24 protein-coding genes and 2 pseudogenes are annotated in these 21,969 nt (G+C 57.5%); 9 read left to right on the top strand and 17 right to left on the bottom strand.

The genetic code is table 11. The features are described from left to right. The 3 genes from acnA to RSF91_RS17750 all read left to right on the top strand — a co-directional run. On the top strand, window positions 1-1,897 hold a 1,897-nt coding region (gene acnA, locus RSF91_RS17740; protein WP_332569653.1), incomplete at its 5' end, for an aconitate hydratase AcnA. A gap of 77 nt (window positions 1,898-1,974) precedes the next feature. After that, window positions 1,975-3,192, top strand: coding sequence for a 2-methylaconitate cis-trans isomerase PrpF (gene prpF, locus RSF91_RS17745; protein ID WP_332569654.1), 1,218 nt, complete (start codon window positions 1,975-1,977; stop codon window positions 3,190-3,192). 65 nt (window positions 3,193-3,257) lie between these two features. Further along, window positions 3,258-4,118, top strand: a complete 861-nt coding sequence (locus RSF91_RS17750) for an isocitrate lyase/PEP mutase family protein (RefSeq protein WP_332569655.1) — start codon at window positions 3,258-3,260, stop codon at window positions 4,116-4,118. A gap of 168 nt (window positions 4,119-4,286) precedes the next feature. On the opposite strand, the gene RSF91_RS17755 is transcribed toward RSF91_RS17750, so the two are convergent. Beyond that, window positions 4,287-4,583 (bottom strand): hypothetical protein, encoded by a 297-nt coding sequence (locus RSF91_RS17755; protein ID WP_332569656.1) that lies wholly within the window; start codon window positions 4,581-4,583, stop codon window positions 4,287-4,289. 172 nt (window positions 4,584-4,755) lie between these two features. Here RSF91_RS17755 and RSF91_RS17760 point away from each other — a divergent pair, with 172 nt between their 5' ends. Together RSF91_RS17760 and RSF91_RS17765 are read left to right on the top strand one after the other, a co-directional pair. Further along, complete coding sequence (locus RSF91_RS17760; RefSeq protein ID WP_332569657.1) at window positions 4,756-5,151, top strand: VOC family protein; 396 nt, start codon at window positions 4,756-4,758, stop codon at window positions 5,149-5,151. A gap of 30 nt (window positions 5,152-5,181) precedes the next feature. Next, window positions 5,182-5,631, top strand: coding sequence for a GNAT family N-acetyltransferase (locus tag RSF91_RS17765; RefSeq protein WP_332569658.1), 450 nt, complete (start codon window positions 5,182-5,184; stop codon window positions 5,629-5,631). 31 nt (window positions 5,632-5,662) lie between these two features. On the opposite strand, the gene RSF91_RS17770 is transcribed toward RSF91_RS17765, so the two are convergent. Next, window positions 5,663-6,553: a LysR family transcriptional regulator gene (locus tag RSF91_RS17770; protein ID WP_332569659.1), complete on the bottom strand. Its 891-nt coding sequence runs from the start codon at window positions 6,551-6,553 to the stop codon at window positions 5,663-5,665. 103 nt (window positions 6,554-6,656) lie between these two features. Here RSF91_RS17770 and msuE point away from each other — a divergent pair, with 103 nt between their 5' ends. The 3 genes from msuE (at window position 6,657) to RSF91_RS17785 (ending at window position 9,401) form a co-directional block, all read left to right on the top strand. Further along, window positions 6,657-7,253, top strand: a complete 597-nt coding sequence (gene msuE / locus RSF91_RS17775; protein ID WP_332569660.1) for an FMN reductase — start codon at window positions 6,657-6,659, stop codon at window positions 7,251-7,253. Between the two features lie 44 nt (window positions 7,254-7,297). Further along, complete coding sequence (locus tag RSF91_RS17780) at window positions 7,298-8,281, top strand: DUF1852 domain-containing protein (RefSeq protein WP_332569661.1); 984 nt, start codon at window positions 7,298-7,300, stop codon at window positions 8,279-8,281. Between the two features lie 94 nt (window positions 8,282-8,375). Then, complete coding sequence (locus RSF91_RS17785; protein ID WP_332569662.1) at window positions 8,376-9,401, top strand: methionine synthase; 1,026 nt, start codon at window positions 8,376-8,378, stop codon at window positions 9,399-9,401. A gap of 229 nt (window positions 9,402-9,630) precedes the next feature. Here RSF91_RS17785 and RSF91_RS17790 read toward each other — a convergent pair. Then, window positions 9,631-10,018 (bottom strand): annotated as a pseudogene (locus tag RSF91_RS17790) (transposase); the annotation flags it as partial. Between the two features lie 88 nt (window positions 10,019-10,106). Between RSF91_RS17790 and RSF91_RS17795 the strand changes: the two are divergent. Beyond that, window positions 10,107-10,288: pseudogene (locus RSF91_RS17795) on the top strand (IS3 family transposase); the annotation flags it as partial. A gap of 94 nt (window positions 10,289-10,382) precedes the next feature. On the opposite strand, the gene ccmI reads toward RSF91_RS17795, so the two are convergent. From ccmI to RSF91_RS17865, 14 genes are read right to left on the bottom strand one after another with little or no spacing between them, the layout of a single operon-like run. After that, window positions 10,383-11,645, bottom strand: coding sequence for a c-type cytochrome biogenesis protein CcmI (gene ccmI, locus RSF91_RS17800; protein ID WP_332569663.1), 1,263 nt, complete (start codon window positions 11,643-11,645; stop codon window positions 10,383-10,385). Beyond that, window positions 11,642-12,115 carry a cytochrome c-type biogenesis protein gene (locus tag RSF91_RS17805; protein WP_332569664.1) on the bottom strand — a complete coding sequence of 158 codons (474 nt, stop codon included), beginning with the start codon at window positions 12,113-12,115 and terminating at the stop codon, window positions 11,642-11,644. The genes ccmI and RSF91_RS17805 overlap by 4 nt, the downstream gene beginning before the upstream one ends. Next, the gene (locus RSF91_RS17810; protein WP_332569665.1) at window positions 12,112-12,630 is read right to left on the bottom strand and encodes a DsbE family thiol:disulfide interchange protein; all 519 of its coding nucleotides are present in this window, start codon (window positions 12,628-12,630) and stop codon (window positions 12,112-12,114) included. The genes RSF91_RS17805 and RSF91_RS17810 overlap by 4 nt, the downstream gene beginning before the upstream one ends. Further along, window positions 12,630-14,636, bottom strand: a complete 2,007-nt coding sequence (locus RSF91_RS17815) for a heme lyase CcmF/NrfE family subunit (RefSeq protein WP_332569666.1) — start codon at window positions 14,634-14,636, stop codon at window positions 12,630-12,632. The genes RSF91_RS17810 and RSF91_RS17815 overlap by 1 nt, the downstream gene beginning before the upstream one ends. After that, window positions 14,633-15,133: a cytochrome c maturation protein CcmE gene (gene ccmE, locus RSF91_RS17820; protein ID WP_332569667.1), complete on the bottom strand. Its 501-nt coding sequence runs from the start codon at window positions 15,131-15,133 to the stop codon at window positions 14,633-14,635. Before ccmE ends, RSF91_RS17815 begins: the two co-directional genes overlap by 4 nt. Next, complete coding sequence (ccmD, locus tag RSF91_RS17825; RefSeq protein WP_332569668.1) at window positions 15,130-15,273, bottom strand: heme exporter protein CcmD; 144 nt, start codon at window positions 15,271-15,273, stop codon at window positions 15,130-15,132. Before ccmD ends, ccmE begins: the two co-directional genes overlap by 4 nt. Next, window positions 15,273-16,034 carry a heme ABC transporter permease CcmC gene (gene ccmC / locus RSF91_RS17830; protein WP_332569669.1) on the bottom strand — a complete coding sequence of 254 codons (762 nt, stop codon included), beginning with the start codon at window positions 16,032-16,034 and terminating at the stop codon, window positions 15,273-15,275. Before ccmC ends, ccmD begins: the two co-directional genes overlap by 1 nt. A 1-nt stretch (window position 16,035) precedes the next feature. Continuing rightward, window positions 16,036-16,692, bottom strand: coding sequence for a heme exporter protein CcmB (gene ccmB, locus RSF91_RS17835; protein WP_332569670.1), 657 nt, complete (start codon window positions 16,690-16,692; stop codon window positions 16,036-16,038). Beyond that, window positions 16,686-17,351 (bottom strand): cytochrome c biogenesis heme-transporting ATPase CcmA, encoded by a 666-nt coding sequence (gene ccmA, locus RSF91_RS17840; protein WP_332569676.1) that lies wholly within the window; start codon window positions 17,349-17,351, stop codon window positions 16,686-16,688. The genes ccmB and ccmA overlap by 7 nt, the downstream gene beginning before the upstream one ends. 19 nt (window positions 17,352-17,370) lie before the next feature. Then, window positions 17,371-18,018, bottom strand: coding sequence for a cytochrome c3 family protein (locus tag RSF91_RS17845; protein ID WP_332569671.1), 648 nt, complete (start codon window positions 18,016-18,018; stop codon window positions 17,371-17,373). A 24-nt stretch (window positions 18,019-18,042) separates the two neighbouring features. Then, complete coding sequence (locus RSF91_RS17850) at window positions 18,043-18,549, bottom strand: nitrate reductase cytochrome c-type subunit (RefSeq protein ID WP_332569672.1); 507 nt, start codon at window positions 18,547-18,549, stop codon at window positions 18,043-18,045. Window positions 18,550-18,566: 17 nt separating this feature from the next. Further along, window positions 18,567-21,056, bottom strand: coding sequence for a periplasmic nitrate reductase subunit alpha (gene napA, locus RSF91_RS17855; protein ID WP_332569673.1), 2,490 nt, complete (start codon window positions 21,054-21,056; stop codon window positions 18,567-18,569). Continuing rightward, window positions 21,049-21,351 (bottom strand): chaperone NapD, encoded by a 303-nt coding sequence (locus RSF91_RS17860; protein ID WP_332569674.1) that lies wholly within the window; start codon window positions 21,349-21,351, stop codon window positions 21,049-21,051. Before RSF91_RS17860 ends, napA begins: the two co-directional genes overlap by 8 nt. Further along, window positions 21,344-21,505 carry a periplasmic nitrate reductase, NapE protein gene (locus RSF91_RS17865; protein ID WP_332569675.1) on the bottom strand — a complete coding sequence of 54 codons (162 nt, stop codon included), beginning with the start codon at window positions 21,503-21,505 and terminating at the stop codon, window positions 21,344-21,346. Before RSF91_RS17865 ends, RSF91_RS17860 begins: the two co-directional genes overlap by 8 nt. Between the last annotated feature and the right edge of the window lie 464 nt (window positions 21,506-21,969).

The raw sequence follows: 21,969 nt of genomic DNA on the forward strand, positions 1-21,969 counted from the left end.
GAAGCTCACCGGAAAACGCCAGAGCGGTATCACTGCGACCGATATCGTGCTGGCCCTGACCCAGTTCCTGCGCCAGCAAAAAGTGGTGGGAGCCTATCTGGAGTTCTATGGCGAAGGTGCGCGCAGTCTGACCATTGGCGACCGGGCCACCATCTCCAATATGGCGCCTGAATATGGTGCCACCGCTGCCATGTTTGCCATCGACGAGCAGACCATTGACTACCTGCGCTTGACAGGCCGTGAACCTACCCAGGTACAACTGGTGGAAACCTACGCCAAACAAGCTGGCTTATGGGCAGATTCGCTGGCGAATGCTGAATACGAGCGCAAGCTGCAGTTCGATCTGTCCAGCGTGGTGCGCAATATGGCCGGGCCATCTAATCCTCATGCGCGTCTGGCCACCAGTGACCTGGCTGCCAAGGGTATTGCGGGCGAATGGACGGAGTCTGCTGGCCAGATGCCTGACGGTGCCGTCATCATTGCCGCCATCACCAGTTGCACCAACACCAGTAATCCGCGCAACGTGATTGCAGCAGGTTTGCTGGCCCGCAACGCGCGCAATCTGGGCCTCACGCGCAAGCCATGGGTCAAGTCCTCTTTGGCGCCAGGCTCCAAAACCGTGCCACTGTATCTGGCTCAAGCTGGGCTGCTGCATGACCTTGAAGCACTGGGCTTTGGCGTCGCCGCTTTCGCCTGCACCACCTGCAATGGCATGAGTGGTGCGCTTGATCCTGCAATCCAGCAAGAGATCATTGATCGCGACTTGTACACCACGGCCGTGCTCTCGGGCAACCGCAACTTTGACGGCCGCATCCACCCCTATGCCAAGCAAGCCTTCCTGGCATCGCCCCCATTGGTCGTGGCCTATGCGATTGCCGGCACGATTCGCTTTGACATTGAAAAAGACGTGCTCGGTACCTTCCAGGGCCGGGAGATTCGGCTGCAGGACATCTGGCCCAGCGACGAAGAAATCGATGCCGTGGCAAAGGCAGCCGTCCAGCCCGAGCAGTTCCGCAAAGTCTACGAGCCCATGTTTGCCATACAGCTCGACACTGGCGAAAAGGTGGATGCGCTGTACAACTGGCGAGAGCAATCAACCTATATCCGCCGTCCGCCTTACTGGGAAGGTGCTCTGGCCGGAGAACGCACTCTGCGCGGTATGCGGCCTCTGGCCATCCTGCCGGACAACATCACCACCGATCATCTCTCTCCCTCCAACGCCATCATGCTGGACAGCGCAGCCGGTGAATACCTGCACAAAATGGGTCTGCCAGAGGAGGACTTCAACTCCTACGCCACGCACCGGGGTGACCATCTGACGGCCCAGCGCGCAACCTTTGCCAACCCCAAGCTGTTCAATGAAATGGTGGTGGATGACAACGGCAAGGTTCGCCAAGGATCTCTGGCCCGCATCGAACCAGAAGGCAAGGTCATGCGGATGTGGGAAGCCATAGAGACCTATATGGATCGCAAGCAACCGCTGATCATCATCGCGGGCGCCGACTACGGCCAGGGCTCCAGCCGCGACTGGGCCGCCAAGGGCGTGCGTCTGGCCGGGGTGGAAGCGATTGCGGCCGAAGGCTTTGAGCGCATTCATCGCACCAATCTGATCGGTATGGGCGTGTTGCCGCTGGAGTTTCTGCCTGGCACCACTCGCCACACTCTGGGCTTGGATGGCACTGAGACCTTTGATGTGATCGGCAAGCGCAAGCCCCGTGCTGAGCTGACGCTGCATATCTATCGCACCACGGGTGCCCGCACCGAGGTGGCTGTCACCTGCCGTTTGGACACTGCCGAGGAAGTCAGCATCTACGAAGCCGGTGGTGTGCTGCAGCGCTTTGCCCAGGACTTCCTGGCTGAAAACACTGAGAAAAAAGTGCTTGAGTCCCAGGTATGACGGGCACAGGCAGCTATCAAAATAATGCTAGCTGCCGCCTTCAGACATCCTGCACCTCATTCAGAAAGAAAAGACCAATGAGTGAAATCAAGCGGTTCGCTCCGCAAATCAAAATCTCCGCCACCTATCTGCGTGGCGGCACCAGCAAGGGTGTGTTCTTCAAGCTGCAGGACTTGCCCCTAGCGGCGCAGCAACCAGGCCCTGTGCGTGATGCTATTTTTTTGCGAGCCCTGGGCAGCCCCGACCCCTACGGCAAGCAAATCGACGGCATGGGCAATGCATCGTCCTCGACCAGCAAGGGTGTCATTCTTTCCAGGAGCAGCCATGCTAACCACGATGTGGACTACTTGTTCGGCCAGGTCGCGATCGACAAGGCTTTTGTGGACTGGAGCGGCAACTGCGGCAACCTGAGCGCCGCCGTCGGTCCCTGCGCCATTCACATGGGGCTGATCGATACCGCAAAGATCCCGCACAACGGCGTGGTCACCATTCGCATCTGGCAGGCCAATATCGGCAAGACCATCGTGGCCCATGTGCCGATGACGCAAGGCCAGGTGCAGGAAACTGGTGACTTTGAACTCGATGGTGTGACTTTCCCGGCGGCCGAAGTGCCGCTGGAGTTTCTGGACCCCGCTGACGATGGCGGTGCCGAAGATGGCGGCGGTGCAATGTTTCCCACCGGCAATCTGGTTGACCGGCTAGATGTCCCCGGCGTGGGTAGCTTTGCCGCCACCATGATCAATGCTGGCATTCCCACCATCTTCTTGAACGCCAAGGAGATTGGCTATACAGGCTGCGAGCTGCAGGAAGCGATCAACAACGACACCGAAGCTCTCGCCAAGTTTGAGACTATTCGCGCCCACGGTGCGCTGCGCATGGGCTTGATCAAGAACCTGAGTGAGGCCGCTATCCGCCAGCACACGCCCAAGATTGCCTTTGTTGCCCCAGCGCAAAGCTATACGGCATCCAGCGGCAAAGCTTTTGATGCCAAGGATATTGATCTGGTCGTGCGGGCGCTGTCCATGGGCAAGCTGCACCACGCCATGATGGGGACAGCCGCAGTAGCCATCGGCACGGCTGCTGCCATTCCCGGCACGCTAGTCAACCTGGCTGCTGGCGGCGGTGAGCGCCAGGCCGTTCGCTTCGGTCACCCCAGCGGCACGCTAAGGGTGGGGGCAGAAGCCAAGCGCGTCGATGGTGAATGGCAAGTTACCAAGGCTTTGATGAGTCGTAGCGCACGCATCCTGATGGAGGGCTGGATACGCGTACCGGGCGAAGTCCTCCACGCCAAATAAGTATTCAAACAGGCTGCAGCGCTTGATGGAACAGCGCTTGCAGCTATCAAAACAAGAGACAGATCATGAACCCCAAACAACAACTCAAAGCCCTGGCCGACGCCCGCCGTGGCGTGCTCGTGCCCGGCGCCTTCAACGCCATGTCTGCCAAAGTGATTGAAGACCTGGGCTTTGAAGCCATCTATGTCACCGGCGCTGGCGTCACCAATATGTGGTTTTGTATGCCTGACCAAGGCTTTATGGGCCTGAGCGATATCGCCGATCACACAGCCCGCATTCGCGATGCCGTGGAAGTGCCGCTGCTCGTCGATGCCGACACCGGTTTTGGCAATGCCGTCAACACCTATCACGCAGTGCGCAAACTAGAGCGCGCCGGTGCCGACTGCATCCAGCTCGAAGACCAGGTCAGTCCCAAGCGCTGCGGCCACTTCAACGGCAAGGCCGTGATTGAAACTCACGAAATGCTGGGCAAAATCAAGGCCGCCGTCGATGCCCGCCGTGACAGCGGCACTCTCATCATGGCCCGCACCGATGCTGCGGCTGTTCACGGCTTTGAAGCCGCCATCGAGCGCGCACAGCAGTTTCAGGAAGCCGGTGCCGATATTCTGTTTGTGGAAGCCGTGACCCAGGCCAAAGAAGTGCGTGCCCTGCCTCAGCGCCTGCAAGCGCCTCAGCTCATGAACATGGTCATCGGCGGCAAAACCCCCATCTTCAACGCCGACGAACTGGGCGCGCTGGGCTTTGGCTTTGTGCTCTACGCCAACGCAGCCCTGCAAGGCGCGGTGGCCGGCATGCAGAAATGCCTGACCCTGCTGCGCGATGAACACAAGGTCGATGAAGACCCCGCCATCGTGGCCCCGTTTCTTGAGCGTCAGCGGCTGGTGAATAAGGACTTTTGGGATGGGCTGGAGCAAAAATACAAATAACTCGCGTGCCGAAATTGATGGTGGCAGCACCGATTTAGAACAGCGCACCTAAAGATAAGCGGCCAGGAGCGGAATTGGTTGACGCCCAGTTCCAGCTCCGTTTAATGAAGCCGCTTTGCCAGTCGTTCTGAATGGCTGCCATCTAGCCAAAGCATGAAGGATCTTCGTTCAAACTGAACTGAGGGATGGGAGCGTCGGTTTGAAAGGCATCGCATCCCGCTCTTCGCACAGCGCATTTCTTATTTCGTCGTGGCAATGGTTGTCACGCTTTATGGCTTCAGAGCTTTCAGGCGAATCGTTGACTGAAACAAGCGTGCACTTTGACCACAAGAGATGTTGACCCGTGGAATCGAAGATATCGGTTTGGGTCTTGCGAACAGAAGATTCAACGCATTGGGTCTGGATGATTTTTCCCACAAACTCTGTACGCAAGAAGACTCCTGCTGCTACACGAACGATTGCCATAGTTTTTACCTCTGTGCCTTAGTTGAATGACCGGCTTTCGCGGATCGTCATCGTCTAATCTGATCAAAACCGAAACTGAGGTACCAGCCCAAGCCTTTGGCTTTCACAAGCCAGAGGCAGGTGTTCTGAACTACATTTCGATCTTGCTAATTTACGCTGTTGCAAGATCCCAATGCTGCTAAAGAAAATTGAATCTGTTGTGATCTTTGTTGCGAATATTGATGAAGCAGCGGCTTGGTATGCCGAGCTATTTCAAACAGAAATTCGCCGCGAAAATTCCCAATACGCCTTCATCAAAACGCCTGCAGGTTTGCTCGGCTTCCATCCCCTTGACCGCAAGTGCCCGGGCGGGGTCGGCGGCACAACCGTGTATTGGGAAGTCGAAGATTTAGAGGATGCCATCAAAGCATTAGAGAAGCGAGGTGCCGTCTTGTATCGCGGCCCCATCTCAACCAGCTTCGGCGCTCGCGCCGCAATGCTTCTTGACCCATTCGGATGCACTATCGGACTGAATCAGTCGACTGAGCAATCTTTGCATGCATTAGCAAGTGATGACAGGGCTGGATGAACTGGCTTTGCAGCCAATACAGGAATTTGTATGGATCAATTTATTGAAGTTTCGACTAAAAATTTCCAGCAATTTACACTCCTTTATCAAGAAGTCTTCAACGCTCCACCGTGGAGTGATGGCTGGACGATTTTAGCCGCGACAGAGCGACTTGGAAGCTTTGCTGCCATGCCGACTTTTAGAGGATTAGGCATTTTTCGGCATGAGCAAGCCATCGGCCTTGTTTTAGGCTGGGGTGAACGATGGACAAATGGTTGGCTATTTCACATCAAGGAGATGTGTGTCCACGTTGACTACCAGCATCAGGGTGTCGGTAAAAAGCTAATGCGTGAGTTCGAAAGATCACTCGCCCAGCAAGGTTTCACCGGGATCACACTGCAAACCAGGCAACAGGCTCCTGCAAGAATTTTTTATGAAGCACTGGGCTACAAGCCGCGAAGCTTGCTCACTTTAAGCAGGCCGCTACAAGCTATCGAATAGCTGCCTCAATACGGCCAATGACACGGTGCAATCAAATTGCGACCGAGCCCCTGGCCAAAGCAATAAACGCCTGCAAGTAATCGGTGTGCAACTCAGACTCGCGAGCGCCCAGATAGATCTGTTTGGCAATCCCTTTGACCCCTAGTTTCACGGCGGTGACCGGCATCTTCTCGGCATATTCCAGAGCCAGCCAGCGCGGTAGTGCGGCAACTCCACGACCGCTGGCCACCATCTGCATCATGATGTCCGTGGTCTCGATGGTTTTATGGCGGCGCGGAGAAATACCTGCGGGCAGCAAAAACTGGGTGTAGACATCGAGTCTGTCCACTGCCACGGGGTAGGTGATCAGCACCTCGCTCATCAAGTCCTTGGGATTCACATGCTTATGGCTAGCAAGCGCGTGATCACTGCTGACGACCAGCACCTGCTCGTAGTCAAAAACAGGCTCGAAGTGCAAACCGGGCTTGAATAACGGGTCGGGCGTGACCAGCAGATCAATCTCATAGCCATACAGCGCACCAATGCCGCCGAACTGGAATTTCTGCTTCACGTCCACATCCACATCAGGCCAGGCAGCCAGATACGGTGAAACGATTTTCAGCAGCCACTGGTAGCAAGGGTGGCACTCCATGCCGATGCGCAGTGTGCCGCGCTCGCCCTGCGCAAACTGCTTGAGCCGGTCTTCGGCCAAATCCAGTTGCGGCAGCACACGGTTGGCCACAGCCAGCAGATATTGGCCCGCCTGCGTCAGGCGCAGGCTGCGGCCCTCGCGCAGCCAGATATCGGTGCCCAGTTGGCCTTCGAGCTTTTTCATGCTGTGACTGAGCGCCGACTGGGTGACGCACAGCACATCGGCGGCGGCCGTCAAAGAGCCTTGCTTTTCAACCTCTTGAATGATGGCGAGATGGATGCGCTCCAGCATTGATGAGTTCTGCTCATGGATATGTGAGATTTAACCATTTTACTTCATGGCTTTGAGTCTTTAGCATCCACCCCAGTTTCTTTGAGAGGGGGGAAGCCATTCCATGAGCACTATAAAAACGACACGACCACTGAGCTTAGTCGCCGTTTCCGGCGGGCTGCAGCGCCCTTCCAAATCAGCAGCGCTGGCTGAGCATCTGCTGGACCTGATTTCCAGCGAAATCCCGTGTCAGCCACATCTGATTGAAATGGGACAGATCGCACCTGAGATCGCTGGTGCGGTCTGGCGCTCGCAACTGCCCGACGCGGTGGCGCAGCAACTGGAAGCGGTTGAAAAAGCAGATGTTCTGATCGTGGCAACCCCGGTTTTTCGCGGCTCCTACACAGGGCTGTTCAAGCACTTCTTCGACTTCATTGATCAGGATGCCCTGATCGACAAGCCCATCTTGCTGGCGGCGACGGGTGGCAGCGAACGGCATTCTCTGGTCATCGATCACCAGTTGCGACCGCTATTCAGCTTCTTTCAGGCGCGTACCTTGCCGCTGGGCATCTATGCCACCGACCAGGATTTTGCGAGCTACCGACTGCAAAGCGAGGCCTTGATAGAGCGAGCCAGTCTGGCGGTTCAACGTGCACTCCCATTGCTGCAATTGGCGCAGCACACCGCGCCCTTGCAGGCCGAAGAATGGCTCGCAGCATGAAACAAGCGTCTTCTTCATTTTAAAAATCAAATTACTGGATCGCCATGAACACCGAACTCACCTTTGAGCTCAAGAGCATTTGCTTTGATGAAAAGTACCACCCCGCGGACAGCACACGCTTAACCACCAATTTTGCCAACCTGGCACGGGGTGCAAGCCGGCAGCAAAACCTGCGCAACACGCTGAGGATGATTGACAAGCGTTTCAATGACTTGGCCCATTGGGACAATCCTGAAGGAGATCGCTACGCCGTCGAGCTGGAGATCATCTCAGTCGAGATGTATTTGAATGGCAAGAGCTGCGATGCAAGCTTTCCATTGATCGAGATTTTGAAGCCCAGCATTCTCGACAAGGCCACGAACAAATATATCGACGGCATTGCAGGGAACAGCTTTTCTTCCTATGTGCGCGATTACGATTTCAGCGTTCTACTGCCTGAGTACAACCTCCAGCGGACTGAATTCAAAACGCCGGAAAATTTTGGCGACTTGCACGGCAAGCTGTTCCAGGAGTTTGTGAACTCGAACGTCTACAAGCAGCGCTTTGACAAGCAACCTGTCATCTGTATCAGCGCATCGACCAGCAAGACCTACGAGCAGACAGGCAACCAGCATCCCGTGTTAGGCACCGAATACCAGCAAAGCGAGCTGTCATCGACGGATCAATACTTTGCCAAGATGGGGATGAAGGTGCGCTTTTTCATGCCGCACAACAGCGTTGCCCCCTTCGCCTTCTACTTCTATGGTGACCTGTTAAACGATTACACCAATCTGGAGTTGATTGGCACGATCGCCACAATGGAAACCTTTCAGAAGATCTACCGGCCCGAAATTTACAACGCCAACTCTGCGGCAGGAAAGCTCTATCAACCGAGCTTGAAGCACCAAGACTATTCGCTGACGCAGATTGTCTATGACCGGGAGGAGCGCAGCCAGCTGGCTATCAAGCAAGGCAAGTTCACGGAAGAGCACTTCATCAAGCCCTACAAGCATGTGCTTCAGCAGTGGGCTGCCGAGTTCGCGATCTGAGAGATCTGAACAGGCACCAGCCGCTTTATTGACCCCCATGGCTACACAAACAAGCAGCCTAGACGCCACACCCGATTTTTTAAGGAATTCTCTGATGTTTGAAACCTCCATCGCAGGCAGCCTGCCCAAACCCGCTTGGCTGGCTGAAACCAACAAGCTCTGGCCTCAATGGAAGGCTGAAGGCGAAACACTTCGCCAGGCCAAGGCCGACGCAACCCTGCTTTGGATCAAGGCCCAGGAAGATGCAGGTCTGGACATCGTGTGCGATGGCGAGCAATCGCGTCAACACTTCGTGCATGGCTTTCTAGAGCAGGTGGAAGGCATCGACTTCGACAACAAGGTGACGATGGGCATCCGTGACAACCGCTATGACGCGATGGTGCCGCAGGTGACATCGGCCCTGCGCCTGAAGGGCCGCGTACATGCCTTTGAAGCACAGCTGGCGCGCGCGCACACGAAGAAGAAGCTGAAGTTCACCCTGCCAGGGCCTATGACCATAGTGGACACCGTAGCGGATCGCTTTTACGGTGACAAAGTCAAGATGGCTTTTGCCTTTGCAGAGTTGCTGAACCAGGAAGCGCTGGCCCTGCAAGCCGATGGCGTAGACATCATCCAGTTCGACGAACCTGCCTTTAATGTCTATATGAAGGATGCCGCCGACTGGGGCGTGAAGGCGCTGGAGCGCGCAGTGCAGGGCTTGAGCTGTACGACGGCAGTGCACATCTGCTACGGCTACGGCATCAAGGCCAATACCGACTGGAAGAGTTCTCTCGGCGAAGAATGGCGTCAGTACGAGACGGTATTCCCCGCACTGGCACGCAGCAGCATTGATCAAGTGAGCCTGGAATGCATTCACTCTCATGTGCCGCCGGACCTGATGAAGCTGCTGGCCGGCAAGGACGTATTGGTCGGCGTGATTGATGTCGCCAGCGATGTCGTCGAGACCCCCGAGGAAGTGGCTGACACCATTGACCGAGCGCTGGAGTTCGTACCAAAGGAGCGACTCTTCCCTTGCACCAATTGCGGTCTGGCGCCGATGAGCAGGGACTTGGCCTGGCGCAAGCTGGAAGCGCTGGCAGCAGGCACGAAGCTAGCAAAAGAGCGACTCAGCAAGGCGTGAGTACTGGACTGCCTAGGGGCAGACCAGTACTCACAGCGTCATCTATCGAGGTTTTCTGAAGGGCAGTCGACAAAATGCTGGTCGATTCATACGCCCAACTGCTCCATAGAATCAGCAATCTGGGATGCTTTCCAACGCGCAGATTTTTCTGCGCCGAAAAGACTGTAATGCAACGAGGCTGTGTGATAACTCTTAGAAAACCCGCTTGAGTCAGGCACAAAGCAAGGCTTTACCGGTTCGAACGAACCGACTTCGTCTGGGCTTCGCTGAAGTGATTTTTAGCCCATTTCGGGGCGTTAATTGAGCCTGGATTCAGCCGTTGTGAATTGTAGAACTGCAGATATTGACCAATGCCTTGGCGTGCGGTACGTACGCTGTCATAGGCTTTGAGATAGATCTCCTCGTACTTGATGGAGCGCCAAGCAATCCATGGAGATGCGGATGCCATGACGTTTGAGCTCTCCTGTGAAGACTTCGCTGGTAAATTGGCTGCCCTGATCGGTGTTGAAGATCGCAGGAGTGCCACAGCGGGCAACCGCCTCTTGTACACCCTGTACGCAATAAATCTACTCCATGGTGTTGGACAGGCGCCATGCCAGCACTTTGCGGCTATGCCATTAGATAGCCCCCTGAATCCCCAGTCACAGCCCATCGCTTACCTTTAAGATAGACATAGGACTGTGCATATGACTACCCCTGTCGTTGACATTGACTGCATGGGTTCGCGAGGCCCTTCCTGAGACGAGGAGAGCCGTCGTTGGCAGTGTAGACCGGCGAAGGTTTCCGAGACCTTGAAGCAAGCGGGAGTCATGGAGCTTTGCTCTCGGCAGGAAAGTGCGCAGGCCATGGCTGAGAAATTTGGCTTGTGCCGGCCGACGTTGTACAACTAGAAGAACCCGCTTCTGGGACGCGAGGCACCCGCATCCATGAAATGCCGGGACTAAACACCTAGCGCCCGTCTTGACGTTTTCACTAAATAGCCTAATTCAACTCCAGCAGCAAACTGGATGAGCCGGGAGTCACCACAATCGCCTGGCTGTAAACGTCTCCTGTTCGCGGCATGGCCTGCCCCTCCAACGACAGCCGAGCCTGCAGGCGCAACGCAGGAAATGCCGACAATGAAACTGCAGAATCGAGCAGGTTTTCTGACCCCAACGTGAAATGAACAGGCAAAGACGCTGCCGGCAGACGCAGCACAGCCACAGGTTGGGAGCGCCCTTCAGCGCGCGCCACAACAAAGACTTGAGCCTTGGCCAGTCGGGATGACTCGGACTGCATAGTCTGTGAGCTAGCCCAGCGCAGCTCGCCGCTCAGGTGACTCTTGGAATCATCCGCAGCCTTGGCTGCAATAGTCGGGCTGCCCGTGGATGCCTGGGTTTCCAGCTTGAGCAAATCGTCCTGCACTCGCAGTGCTATGTCCGATCCAGGCTCCAACTGATTCAGTAGGGCTTGCCAATGCTTTTGCGCCTCTCCCAGCTTGCCGTGGCGCACAGCAGCGCTGCCAGCAAGGGCTAACGCTTTAGGTTGACTGGGCTGGAATTGCAGTGCCCGACTTATCGCTTCGCCGGCCTCGCCATCCAGATCACCGCCATGTGCCGATGCCAGCGCGTCGGCCAAATCGGCCCATAGCCTAGCCTGGACCTCCTCATCCATCAGGTTGTGCTGTGCCTCCTGCAACGCTTGGCGATACGCTTGGGCCGCGGCGTCATAACGCTCCAGGGTTTCATAAGAACGGGCCAACATCACCCAGCCAGGCAAGTTTTGCGGTTGTTCTTCAAGGCGCCGAGCCAGCCCATCCACCATGGCCTGCACCTGCGCATCGCCCCCAGCCTCTCCGTGTGCACCAGGCTGCTCCTGCGCCAGTTGCGCCGCAGCCTTGGGGTCTCCTACTTGCAAGTAAAGAGCAAACGCAGCGACAGGGAGCAACACCGCCAGCAGCAGCGCACTGCCACGGCGCAGCCATAGACTGTGATGCCATGCGACGGATGGCTGAAGTCTGTCCAGTTCGCCAAGCAGACGACGCTGCAGCTCTTCGACAGCCTGAGCATAGTCAGCCTCGTTCAGCCGTCCGCCCAGCTGCTCCTGATCCAACTCGGCCAACTGTGTCTGGTACAGGCGGCGCAGCGCTTCATCAGCTTCGCTGGCAGGTGGCGGGCTCTCAACTAGCAGGGGGGGTAGCAGTACTGCCAGACTCAGCAACATCAGGGCTATAGCACCTAACCACAACCAGTGCATGGAAGTCATTGGTTTTCCTCCTTCGAGACGGAGTCCAGCCACTGCCGCGCGCGATCGCGCTGCTGCGGGGTCAGCGGCGCATCCGATGTGCGCGTGCGGCGCAGTGTTCTGCGCAACAGGGCCAGTCCGCCCAATGCAACAAAGAAGGGCCCGATCCACAGCAGCCAGGTCGAAGGCTTCCAGGGCGGGTTGTAGCGCACAAACGCACCGTAGCGCTGTTCAAAGAAGGCGATGACTTGGTCATTGCTGCGACCCTGTTCGAGCTGGCTGCGGATTTGAAGGCGCATGTCTTCGGCCATAGGCGCCCGCGATTCGGCCACTGTCTGGTTCTGGCAAACGACGCAGCGCAGCTGGGCGGCCAGCGCCATTTCGCGGTCCTGCAGCCCCTGATCCTGCATGGGCGGCCTAGCCTGGACCAGTATCGACATGCAAGCCAGCACGGCCGCAGCGAAGGCCGTGGCAGTTCTTCGCAGTTTCATTGGAGACTCCTGATGACCGGCAGCAGCCTGTCACGCCATATCTCTGCGGTGACCGGCCCCACATGGCGATAGCGCACGCGGCCCTTGCCGTCGATGACAAAGGTTTCGGGCACGCCCTGAATGCCGAAGTCCATGCCCACGCGGCCATCGACGTCCATGGCCGAGGCACGGTAGGGATTGCCCGCAACCCGCAGCAGCGCACGGGCCTTGTCCGGTTGGTCCTTGTAGTTAAGGCCGTAGACGGGAACCGCGTCGCGCCTAGAGAGTTCGGCCAGCACGGGCAGCTCCTGCCGGCAGGGCGCGCACCACGAGGCCCAGACATTGAGAAGCCAGGCCTGGCCGCGCAGATCCTGCAGTTGCAAGCGCTGCAACGGATCTTCGAGCATCGGACGGTCTATAGCTGGTGCGGGTTGCTCCAGCAGCGCAGAAGGAAGAGCCCGGGGATCACGCTGCAGACCCAACCCGAGCACAATGGCCAGAGCTAAAAATATCGCCAAGGGCAAAACAAACCGCATCAGGCCCCCCCTTGCAGAGCCGCTGCACCAGACTGCCGACGCGCACGCTGTGCAGCCGTGCGAAAGCGCCGGTCCATAAGACTCAGGCCCGCACCAAGCGCCATCATTAGCGTGCCTATCCAGACCCAGTCCATAAAGGGCTTGACCTGCAGGCGCACGCTCCAGCGCAGGCCTTGTTCATCCAGCGGATCGCCCAGAGCCACAAACACGTCGCGTGTCCAACCGCTGTCTATGGCGGCCTGGCTCAACGCCATGCCCTGGGCGCGGTAAACCCGTTTCTCAGGGAACATGCTCCAACTGCCCTGCCCTTCGCGGCTGACGGTAAACTGGGCGCGTTGCGCGTCATAGTTAGGCCCTGTGGTCGGACCCAGGCTGTCGAAGCGGAAGTGGTAGCCTCCCGCCTCGGCTGTTTCGCCCTGCGCCAGCGTGGTTTCGTGGCGGCTCTCCAATCCGTCAGCCAAGCTTACTGCGAGCACGAATACACCTGCCCCTGCATGCGCCATCAGCATGCCCCACCAGCCCCAGGGCTGGCGCGACAGGCGCTGGCCCAGATGACCAGCCTCCGCTCCTTGCCCCAGACGCTGCCAGATATGGGTCAGCGTGCTGAACACGCACCACAGGCCCAAGGCGAGGCCCAGCAAGGTGGCGGGCGACAGACGCACTCCCGTCCAGCCTCCAGCCAGTGCCAGCAAAGCGGCACAGACTGCACTCAGCACCAAGGCCATGCGAAGGCGCCGCCACAGCTCTCCAGCCTGGCTGCTCTTCCAGCGCGTCACAGTACCCACGCCCATCAAGGCAAGGGCCGGCAGTACCAAGGGCAGGAAGACTGCTTGAAAATACGGCGGCCCCACGGATATCTTCTCGCCACTCAATACGTCCAGCGCCAGCGGGTAAAGCGTGCCTATGAGCACAGCCAGCGCGGCGGCGGTAAAGAGCACGTTGTTAATCAGCAAGAAGGTCTCGCGCGAGAGCATGGCGAACTCCCCCGAGCCCCGGCCCAGCTCCGGCGCACGCCAGGCAAACAACCAAAGCGAAGCGCCCACCACGGCTACGACGAAGCACAGGATGAAAAGGCCTCGTCCCGGGTCCACGGCAAAGGCATGAACCGAGGTGAGCACACCTGAACGCACGAGAAAAGTGCCTAGCAGGCTCAGCGAAAAGGCACAGATGGCCAACAGTGCGGACCAACTGCGAAAGGCTCCGCGCTGGTCAGTGACTATCAGCGAATGCACTAGCGCCGTGCTCACCAACCAGGGCATAAAAGAGGCGTTTTCCACCGGGTCCCAGAACCACCAGCCACCCCAGCCCAGCACGTAATAAGCCCAGGCGCTGCCCAGCAGAATGCCCAGCGTCAGAAATCCCCAGGCCGCCAGAGTCCAGGAACGCGACCAACGCGCCCAGGCAGCGCCCAGCTCACCCGAGATCAGCGCCGCCAGCGCAAACGCGAACGGCACGGCAAAGCCCACATAACCCATGTACAGCAGAGGCGGATGCAGCACCATGCCGGGATCTTGCAGCAATGGATTGAGGTCCTTGCCTTCTACGGCGGCTGGCACAAGGCGCGTAAAGGGATTGGACAGAAACAGCAGGAACAGCAACAGGCCCACACTGATCCAGCCCAGTACCGCGAGCACGCGCGCCACGAAGGCAGGCGGCAAGTCACGACTACGCCAGGCCACCGCAAGGGTCCACCCCGAGAGCATGAGCTGCCACAGCAGCATGGAGCCTTCATGCCCACCCCAGAAGGCGGCCAGCTTGTAGGCCATAGGCAGATCACTGTGCGAGTTTGCGGCCACGTACAGCACTGAGAAGTCTCCGCGCCAGAAGCACCAGAACAGGCTCGCCGATGACAGCATGCATAGCAGGCATTGCAAAAATGCTGCGGGCCGGGCCAGTTTCACCCATCCCGCCAGGCCCCAGTGGGCTCCGGCCAATGGCAACACTGCCAGCAGTCCCGCCGTTACCAGGGCCAACACAAGAGCAAACACACCAAGCTCAGCGATCATGTGCGCCCTCCATTGGAGGTGCCATGAGCACGGTCCTGAACGGATTCGTCCTTGGTAGATTTCTCTGGCGACTTTCCTACGGCATTCTTTAGTGCATGGGCTGCTTCGGGTGGCATGTAGTTCTCGTCGTGCTTGGCCAGCACCTCGGAGGCCTGAAAGGCTCCATCCGGCTGCAGACGACCAGATACCACCACGCCCTTGCCCTCACGAAACAGGTCGGGCAACAATCCCCGGTACAGCACCGGCACGCTGCGCACTTCATCGGTCACGGAAAAGCGCAGCAGCATTCCGTCGCCGCTTCGTTGCAGCGAGCCCTGCTCCACCAAACCACCCAGGCGAAAAGCCGCGCCCTGCGGAACTTCGCCCGCATGGACCTGGCTGGGGCTGTAGAAGAACATCACATTAGAGTTAAGCGCGCGCAGCACTAGCGTGACGGCCGCGCCCACCAGGACAAGTCCTGCCAAAACCCACAACAGGCGACGCTGGCGCGGCTTCATGGGCGATCCTTGGCTGTAAATTCGGACTCGGCTTCACCCCTCAGGCGGCGGCTGCGCACATAGATGCAGACCAACTCAACACCCAGCGCCATCACGCTCACGCCGTAGGCCAGTGCAATAAAAAAGGCATGGTCTTGCATTACAGACTCTCCTCACGGGCTCGCTCCAGAATCAGGCAACGGGTCCGCACCAAGGCGATGGCCAGCGTATAGGCCCAGCAGGCCAGCGTCATAAGCAGCATGCCGACCAACATGGTTTGCGTCATGCTGGGAGCTGCATCCATGCGAATGCTTGCGCCTTGGTGCAGGGTGCTCCACCATTGCACCGAGAAATAGATGATGGGAATATTGACCACTCCAGCCAGCAGCACAATGGCACCGGCACCGTCAGCCCTACGCGAATCCTCGATGGCCGAGACCATAGCTATATAGCCCAGATACAGGAACAGCAGTATCAGCTCTGATGTCAGCCGGGCATCCCACACCCACCAGGCTCCCCAAGTCGGCTTACCCCAGGCCGCTCCAGTCCACAGGGCGATGGCCGTAAACAAAGCTCCGGTAGGCGCCAGAGCTCTTGCCAGCAGAGGCGAAAGACGTGTGCCGTAAATCAATCCCAGGGCGGCATGAACCGCAGCCACCAGATAGATGAACATGGACATCCAGGCTGCCGGTACGTGCAGAAAGATGATGCGGTAGACCTCGCCTTGCTGATGGTCTGTAGGTGCCAGCCCAAACCCGACCCACAAGCCGGTGGCCGCCAGCACGGTGGCCAGCACTGCCATCCAGGGCCACACCTTGCCTGCCCAGTGATAAAAAACCGGTGGCGAGGACAGTTGGCGCCATTTGCGGGCTCGGTTCCCTGCAGCAGACGTCGAAGAAGCATCGGAAGTCACGGAACTCATGTCACTCCAGCGCTAGGCGCAAGGCAGCTGCTATGGCCCAGGGGCCAGCCAATACCGCCAGGCACAGGCAGGCTCCCAGCAGATTGAGGGCGGGCGCAGCACTCAGCCCTTGCTGGGTCTGTGACACTGCATGGCTGCCAAAAATAAGAATGGGAACGCTCAGCGGCAGCACCACCAAAGCCAGCAGTAACTGCCCCCGCACACCCAGTGTCAGTGCCGCGCCCAAGGCCGCCAGCAGGCACAGGCTGGGCGTCCCCAAGGCAAGCGATGCAAGCAGAACGCCGACCACCGCCCCATCCAGGCCATACTGCCAACCCAGCAAGGGAGCCACCAGCAACAATGGCAGCACACCCAGTAACCAGTGCGTTGCCACCTTGAGGCCCACCAACAGCGGCAAGGGCGCCGGTGCCAGCAACCACTGCTCCAGTGATCCATCGGCCATGTCGTTCTCGAACAGTCTGTGCTGCCCCAGCAGCACAGCCAGCAAGGCCGCAACCCACACGATGCCTGGTGCAATCTGCCTCAGCAAGGCCGCGTCGGGCCCCAATGCTAAAGGGAAAAGACTGCCCACCAGCACGAAAAAGAACAGCCCACCCAAAACATCTGAAGGCCTTCTTGCGGCCAATTTCAACTCTCTTGCAAACACAGCTCTCAGCAAACAGCCACCCGCTCATTCTTTGATGCAGCGTGCGACAAATCCAGGACCGTCAACCGGGATGCTGGCAACACCAGATTGCGGTGCGAAGCCACCACGGCCATTCCACCCGAGGCCAGGTGCTGCTCCAGCGCTTCGCCTAAATATTGCTCGCCCTGGACATCCAGGCAGTTATCAGGTTCGTCCAGCAACCACATTGGGCGCTCGCCCAACAAAACACGGACTAACCCCAGCCGCCGACGCTGCCCCTGGGACAGCCGACCAAAAGGCCGTGCGACAACTCCCGTCAGCGACAAAGCCTGTAAAGCAGCTTGCACTCGTGCTTCATTCCACTGCACAGCCATCAGATCCAGCGCAAAGCGCAGATTCTCCATTCCTGTCAAGGCGTCGCTCATTCCCGCTTGATGCCCCATATAGGCCAGCTGCCGCTGGTAGGCGGGATCACGAGGTGACAGTGTATTGCCACACCACTGAAGGCTTCCCGCACGCCATGGAAGCAGGCCGGCCAGACAACGCAGCAGGCTGCTCTTGCCTGCCCCGTTATGACCTCTAAGCATCAGCAGTTGACCGGCACCGAGTTCCAAGCCCAGATCGCGCAGCACCACTCGGCCGCCGCGCGCACAACCCAGGCCGGATATGGAAAGCAACCTGGAAGCAGCCATGCCCAAGCCATTCATACCGTTACTGCACCGAAGCAACCGAAGCGTCAGCTGACCCCGGCACCTTCTGACCTGGCGAGTCGCTTGGTCCCTGCCCGGGGGGAATATGAGGCAGCTTGTGGGCAATACCCTTGTGGCAGTCGATACAGGTTTTTTCCTTGCTGTCCAGATAGGTGCTGTGCATGTTCTGCGCACGCAAACTCTGCCGCGTCAAATCCATGGAGTCGTAGTTATGGCAGTTGCGACACTCCAGCGAATCGTTGGCCTTGAAGCGAGCCCACTCGTGCTGCGCCAACTCCAGCCGCTTGGCCTCGAACTTTTCAGGCGTATCGATTGTTCCGAAGATCTTTCCCCACACCTCCTTGGAAGCCTGCATCTTGCGAGCGATCTTGTCGGTCCAGTCGTGCGGCACATGACAGTTTGAGCAAACGGCGCGTACGCCCGAACGGTTGGTGTAGTGGATCGTGCTCTTGAGCTCGGCAAACACGTTGTCCCGCATCTCATGGCAACCCGTGCAAAATTTCTCCGTATTCGTCAACTCCATGGCGGTATTGAACGCGCCCCAGAAGAGAATACCGCCAATGAAACCGCCGATAGTCAGAAAGCCCAGACTGAAATGAACGCTGGGGCGCCGGATCACTGCCCAGTAGCGCTTGAGAAGTGTCAACATAGATGAACCTCGTACGCCGCAGCGTCAGTTTTTCTTGGATGCCTTGCCCGACTGGGACTGCAGGGCCTTCAGAATCACGGTGTCCACGTCTTCGAAGGTGTTGCTGACTATGGGGCGGACGGCGTCTTGGGCTACATGGCATTGTTGGCAGAAGTAGCGTCGCGTGGATACCTGCCCCAACATGCGCCCGTTACGATCCATATAGTGCGTTACCGATACCGGGATGGCCTGCGAGACCTCGGCCTTGGTTCGCGAGTGGCAGTCCATGCACTTGTTGAAGTTCTTGTCTACCTGATAGCCGTCAACACGATGAGGAATCGTGGGAGGTTGCCAGGTGTAGTTGCGCGTGCGGCGCACGTCGTCGTTGATCGCATTCCCCAGCACGGGCGGTTTGGTTGCCTGCATGATGGGCGTAGGGCCTCGCGCCGCGTCATAAAAGGTCTCAGCGACAGCAGATGGCGCCCATCCCATACCTATATTGAGCATGAGCAACATGCCCACAATACGGGTGAAATTGCGGAAGAAGTTCATGGTCAAACTCCCTTTAGTCAAACCTTCGTGACCTTCACAGCGCACTTCTTGAAGTCCGTCTGCAACGAAATCGGGTCGGTTGCATCCAGCGTCACCTTGTTGATCAACTGGCTGGCGTCAAACCAGGGTACATAGACCAATCCGCGTGGTGGCTTGTTGCGACCGCGAGTCTCGACGCGCGTGCGCATGGCGCCACGCCGCGAGGACACTTCCACTTCGCTACCACGGCGCACGCCCAGCGCCTTGGCATCGTCGGGATGCATGTAACACAGTGCGTTAGGCACGGCACGATGCAGTTCAGGTACGCGCCGGGTCATGGAGCCCGAGTGCCAGTGCTCAAGCACTCGGCCCGTAGATAGCCAGAATGGGTAATCCTTGTCCGGAGCCTCTGCCGGGGGCTCATACGGCAATGCAAAAATGTTGGCCTTGCCGTCGGTATTGCCGTAGAACTGGTAGCCCGTACCGGCCTTCACATAGGGGTCAGAGCCTTCCCGGTAACGCCAGAGGGTTTCCTTGCCGTTGACCACGGGCCAGCGCATGCCCCGCACCTTGTGATATTGGTCGAAGGGTGCCAAATCATGACCATGGCCACGACCGAACGAGGCGTACTCTTCGAACAGGCCTTTTTGCGGATAAAAGCCAAAGGCCTTGGCCTCATCATTTTCATAGGCAGGATCCATCTCAGCCAATGGAAATTTGTCCACGTTGCCGTTGCGGTACAGCACCTCGAACAAGGTCTTTCCGCGCAATTGCGGCTTCTTGGCCAGTAGCTCCTCGGGCCAGACTTCCTCAACTTTGAAGCGCTTGGAAAACTCCATCAACTGCCACAGGTCAGAGCGTGCCTCACCTGGAGCTTCGACCAGTTGGTGCCAAAAGTGAGTGCGACGCTCTGCATTGCCATAGGCGCCTTCCTTCTCGACCCACATGGCCGATGGCAAGATCAGATCAGCGGCCACCGCTGTGACTGTAGGATAAACATCTGAGACCACCACGAAATTATCGGGATTGCGGTAGCCCGGATAGCCTTCCTGCGCCAGGTTGGCACCAGCCTGGATGTTGTTGTTGACCATTACCCAGTAGGCATTGAGCCTTCCGTCCTTGAGTGCACGGTTTTGTTCCACAGCGTGGTAGCCGGGCTTGGGCGGAATCGTGCCTTCGGGCAGTTTCCAGATAGTTTCGGCGGTCTTGCGATGCTCGGGATTCGTCACAACCATGTCCGCAGGTAGGCGGTGCGAGAAAGTACCCACCTCACGGGCCGTTCCGCAGGCTGAAGGCTGCCCTGTCAGCGAGAACGGGCTATTGCCGGGTGTTGCGATCTTGCCCAGTAGCAGATGGATGTTGTAGACCATATTATTGGCCCAGGTACCACGCGTGTGCTGGTTGAAACCCATTGTCCAAAACGACATCACCTTGCTGTTGGGGTCTGCGTAGAGTTCAGCTAAAGCCTTGAGGCGGTTAGCTGGAACGCCCGTAAGCTTCGTCGTGTAATCAAGCGTATAGGTAGATACGAACTTGGCGTACTCCTCATAGCTTATGGGCTTTGCGCCATTGGGATCGTTGGCGTTTTTAGCAGCCTTCTGCAGTGGATGCTCGGGACGCAGACCATAGCCGATGTCAGCGTTGCCGAGCTTGAAATTGCAGTGCTTGGAGACGAAGTCCTTGTTAACTCGCCCCGTGCTGATGATGTGGTTGGCGATGTAATTGAGAATGGCCAAGTCGGTCTGAGGCTTGAAAGTCAGAGACATGTCAGCCAGCTCGTACGAACGGTGCTCGAAGGTCGACAGCACCGCCACCTTTACACCAGGCGTGGACAAACGCCGATCAGTCACGCGCGTCCACAGCACCGGATGCATTTCAGCCATGTTTGAGCCCCAGAGCACAAAGGCCGTCGCAGCCTCGATGTCGTCATAACAGCCCATGGGCTCATCCATGCCGAAGGTGCGCATGAAGCCCGTCACAGCAGATGCCATGCAATGCCTGGCATTGGGATCGATGTTGTTCGAGCGAAAGCCGGCCTTGAACAACTTGGAGGCAGCATAGCCCTCCCACACCGTCCACTGGCCGGAGCCGAACATGCCCACGGCATCGGCACCCTTGGCCTTAAGCGTCTTTTTGAACTGCTCTGCCATAACGTCGAAGGCAGTATCCCAAGAAACCTGCTGGAATTCGCCGTCCTTAGCATAGCTACCATTCTTCATGCGCAGCAGTGGCTTGGTTAAACGGTCACCTCCGTACATGATCTTAGAGAGGAAGTAACCCTTGACGCAGTTCAGCCCTCGGTTGACCTCGGCCTCAGGGTCACCTTGCGTGGCAACCACTCGGTTGTTTTTGACGGCAACCATGACGCCACACCCCGTTCCACAAAAGCGGCATGGTGCTTTGGACCACTTCAGATCAGTGGCTGTTGCACCTACATCTTGGGACAGAACTTCTATGGGGATGCCTGCAACCGCACCTGCAGCAGCAGCCGCAGATTGACGGACAAAATCACGCCTAGTGCTAGTCATGTGTCACCTCTTGGTTTAACGACTGCCAGTTCTCAACGTGCTGGTAAACCAGGGATGCGTTGATCACACCATCAAGCTGCTCGATTTGAGATACGCGATCAAGTATTTCCCCTGCATGGGGAGCCTCCAAGGTAATCACCAGCTTGCCGGCTGGATGACTTCCATGAATCTGAGCGCCTTTGATCGTTACGATTCCAGCGACTACCTGCTCCAACGCTTTGGGGAGCACATGCACAACCAAGCTGGTGATATGCAAGTCCGTATTAGCGTCAAGGGGCTCAGATTTTTCATGCATGTGGCGGTCCACCGATGATCATCTGATAAAACCAGATCGCGAAACCGTATGCAGCAATGAGTACAGCGGCCAATATAGGAGCCATAACAACTGCAAGAAATGCGAAGCTACGCAATTCCTCGGCACGAGTCGATTCAGACTGAGATTCTGTCATTAGCAATCTCCCTTAGCTTGGATACCTAAGCATCCGTGATTTGGCGATAGAGATCAGACAACGAAACTTTGACACCAGACTACACACAAATGCGCTCTAAAACAAGGCACTTCTCAATTCCTTGAGCTGCATCAACTCCAATGTCGCGAGGCGTTGTTGCATGCCTGCGCCAGTGGCACAAGTTGCACATAGGTATTGATGCCCAGACATTGCAGGTCAGGGCCATCTGAATGACTTCAAACGATGTGAGCGATGCTTCTTGCCTGACCTGCTGCAGCAGGAAGAAGTGGCTCCGGTTTTTCGAACAAATAGCTAAACGAGATCATTCCGTAAAAATGGCCTCAGTCCACTCAACCTCAATCGGATTTATGCAACAGCGCCCCCCATCACAGTTATGGCACTCTGCCTAAACCTCCTGTGCGTTGCTGCTTGATTCAGTCAACCTATGGAGAGTCTTATGGCCA

This window comes from Comamonas sp., assembly GCF_036643215.1.
GTDB lineage: Bacteria > Pseudomonadota > Gammaproteobacteria > Burkholderiales > Burkholderiaceae_C > Comamonas.

Bases quoted from the DNA above. Each gene is read 5' to 3' on its own strand.
- napA (WP_332569673.1), bottom strand. From the start codon at position 21,056: ATGACTAGCACTAGGCGTGATTTTGTCCGTCAATCTGCGGCTGCTGCT.
- RSF91_RS17755 (WP_332569656.1), bottom strand. From the start codon at position 4,583: ATGGCAATCGTTCGTGTAGCAGCAGGAGTCTTCTTGCGTACAGAGTTT.
- RSF91_RS17765 (WP_332569658.1), top strand. From the start codon at position 5,182: ATGGATCAATTTATTGAAGTTTCGACTAAAAATTTCCAGCAATTTACA.
- RSF91_RS17770 (WP_332569659.1), bottom strand. From the start codon at position 6,553: ATGCTGGAGCGCATCCATCTCGCCATCATTCAAGAGGTTGAAAAGCAA.
- ccmD (WP_332569668.1), bottom strand. From the start codon at position 15,273: ATGCAAGACCATGCCTTTTTTATTGCACTGGCCTACGGCGTGAGCGTG.
- ccmC (WP_332569669.1), bottom strand. From the start codon at position 16,034: ATGAGTTCCGTGACTTCCGATGCTTCTTCGACGTCTGCTGCAGGGAAC.
- RSF91_RS17785 (WP_332569662.1), top strand. From the start codon at position 8,376: ATGTTTGAAACCTCCATCGCAGGCAGCCTGCCCAAACCCGCTTGGCTG.
- RSF91_RS17750 (WP_332569655.1), top strand. From the start codon at position 3,258: ATGAACCCCAAACAACAACTCAAAGCCCTGGCCGACGCCCGCCGTGGC.
- ccmE (WP_332569667.1), bottom strand. From the start codon at position 15,133: ATGAAGCCGCGCCAGCGTCGCCTGTTGTGGGTTTTGGCAGGACTTGTC.
- RSF91_RS17850 (WP_332569672.1), bottom strand. From the start codon at position 18,549: ATGAACTTCTTCCGCAATTTCACCCGTATTGTGGGCATGTTGCTCATG.
- RSF91_RS17780 (WP_332569661.1), top strand. From the start codon at position 7,298: ATGAACACCGAACTCACCTTTGAGCTCAAGAGCATTTGCTTTGATGAA.
- RSF91_RS17810 (WP_332569665.1), bottom strand. From the start codon at position 12,630: ATGCGGTTTGTTTTGCCCTTGGCGATATTTTTAGCTCTGGCCATTGTG.
- RSF91_RS17805 (WP_332569664.1), bottom strand. From the start codon at position 12,115: ATGAAACTGCGAAGAACTGCCACGGCCTTCGCTGCGGCCGTGCTGGCT.
- RSF91_RS17845 (WP_332569671.1), bottom strand. From the start codon at position 18,018: ATGTTGACACTTCTCAAGCGCTACTGGGCAGTGATCCGGCGCCCCAGC.
- ccmA (WP_332569676.1), bottom strand. From the start codon at position 17,351: ATGGCTGCTTCCAGGTTGCTTTCCATATCCGGCCTGGGTTGTGCGCGC.
- RSF91_RS17860 (WP_332569674.1), bottom strand. From the start codon at position 21,351: ATGCATGAAAAATCTGAGCCCCTTGACGCTAATACGGACTTGCATATC.
- prpF (WP_332569654.1), top strand. From the start codon at position 1,975: ATGAGTGAAATCAAGCGGTTCGCTCCGCAAATCAAAATCTCCGCCACC.
- msuE (WP_332569660.1), top strand. From the start codon at position 6,657: ATGAGCACTATAAAAACGACACGACCACTGAGCTTAGTCGCCGTTTCC.
- RSF91_RS17815 (WP_332569666.1), bottom strand. From the start codon at position 14,636: ATGATCGCTGAGCTTGGTGTGTTTGCTCTTGTGTTGGCCCTGGTAACG.
- RSF91_RS17760 (WP_332569657.1), top strand. From the start codon at position 4,756: ATGCTGCTAAAGAAAATTGAATCTGTTGTGATCTTTGTTGCGAATATT.
- ccmI (WP_332569663.1), bottom strand. From the start codon at position 11,645: ATGACTTCCATGCACTGGTTGTGGTTAGGTGCTATAGCCCTGATGTTG.
- RSF91_RS17865 (WP_332569675.1), bottom strand. From the start codon at position 21,505: ATGACAGAATCTCAGTCTGAATCGACTCGTGCCGAGGAATTGCGTAGC.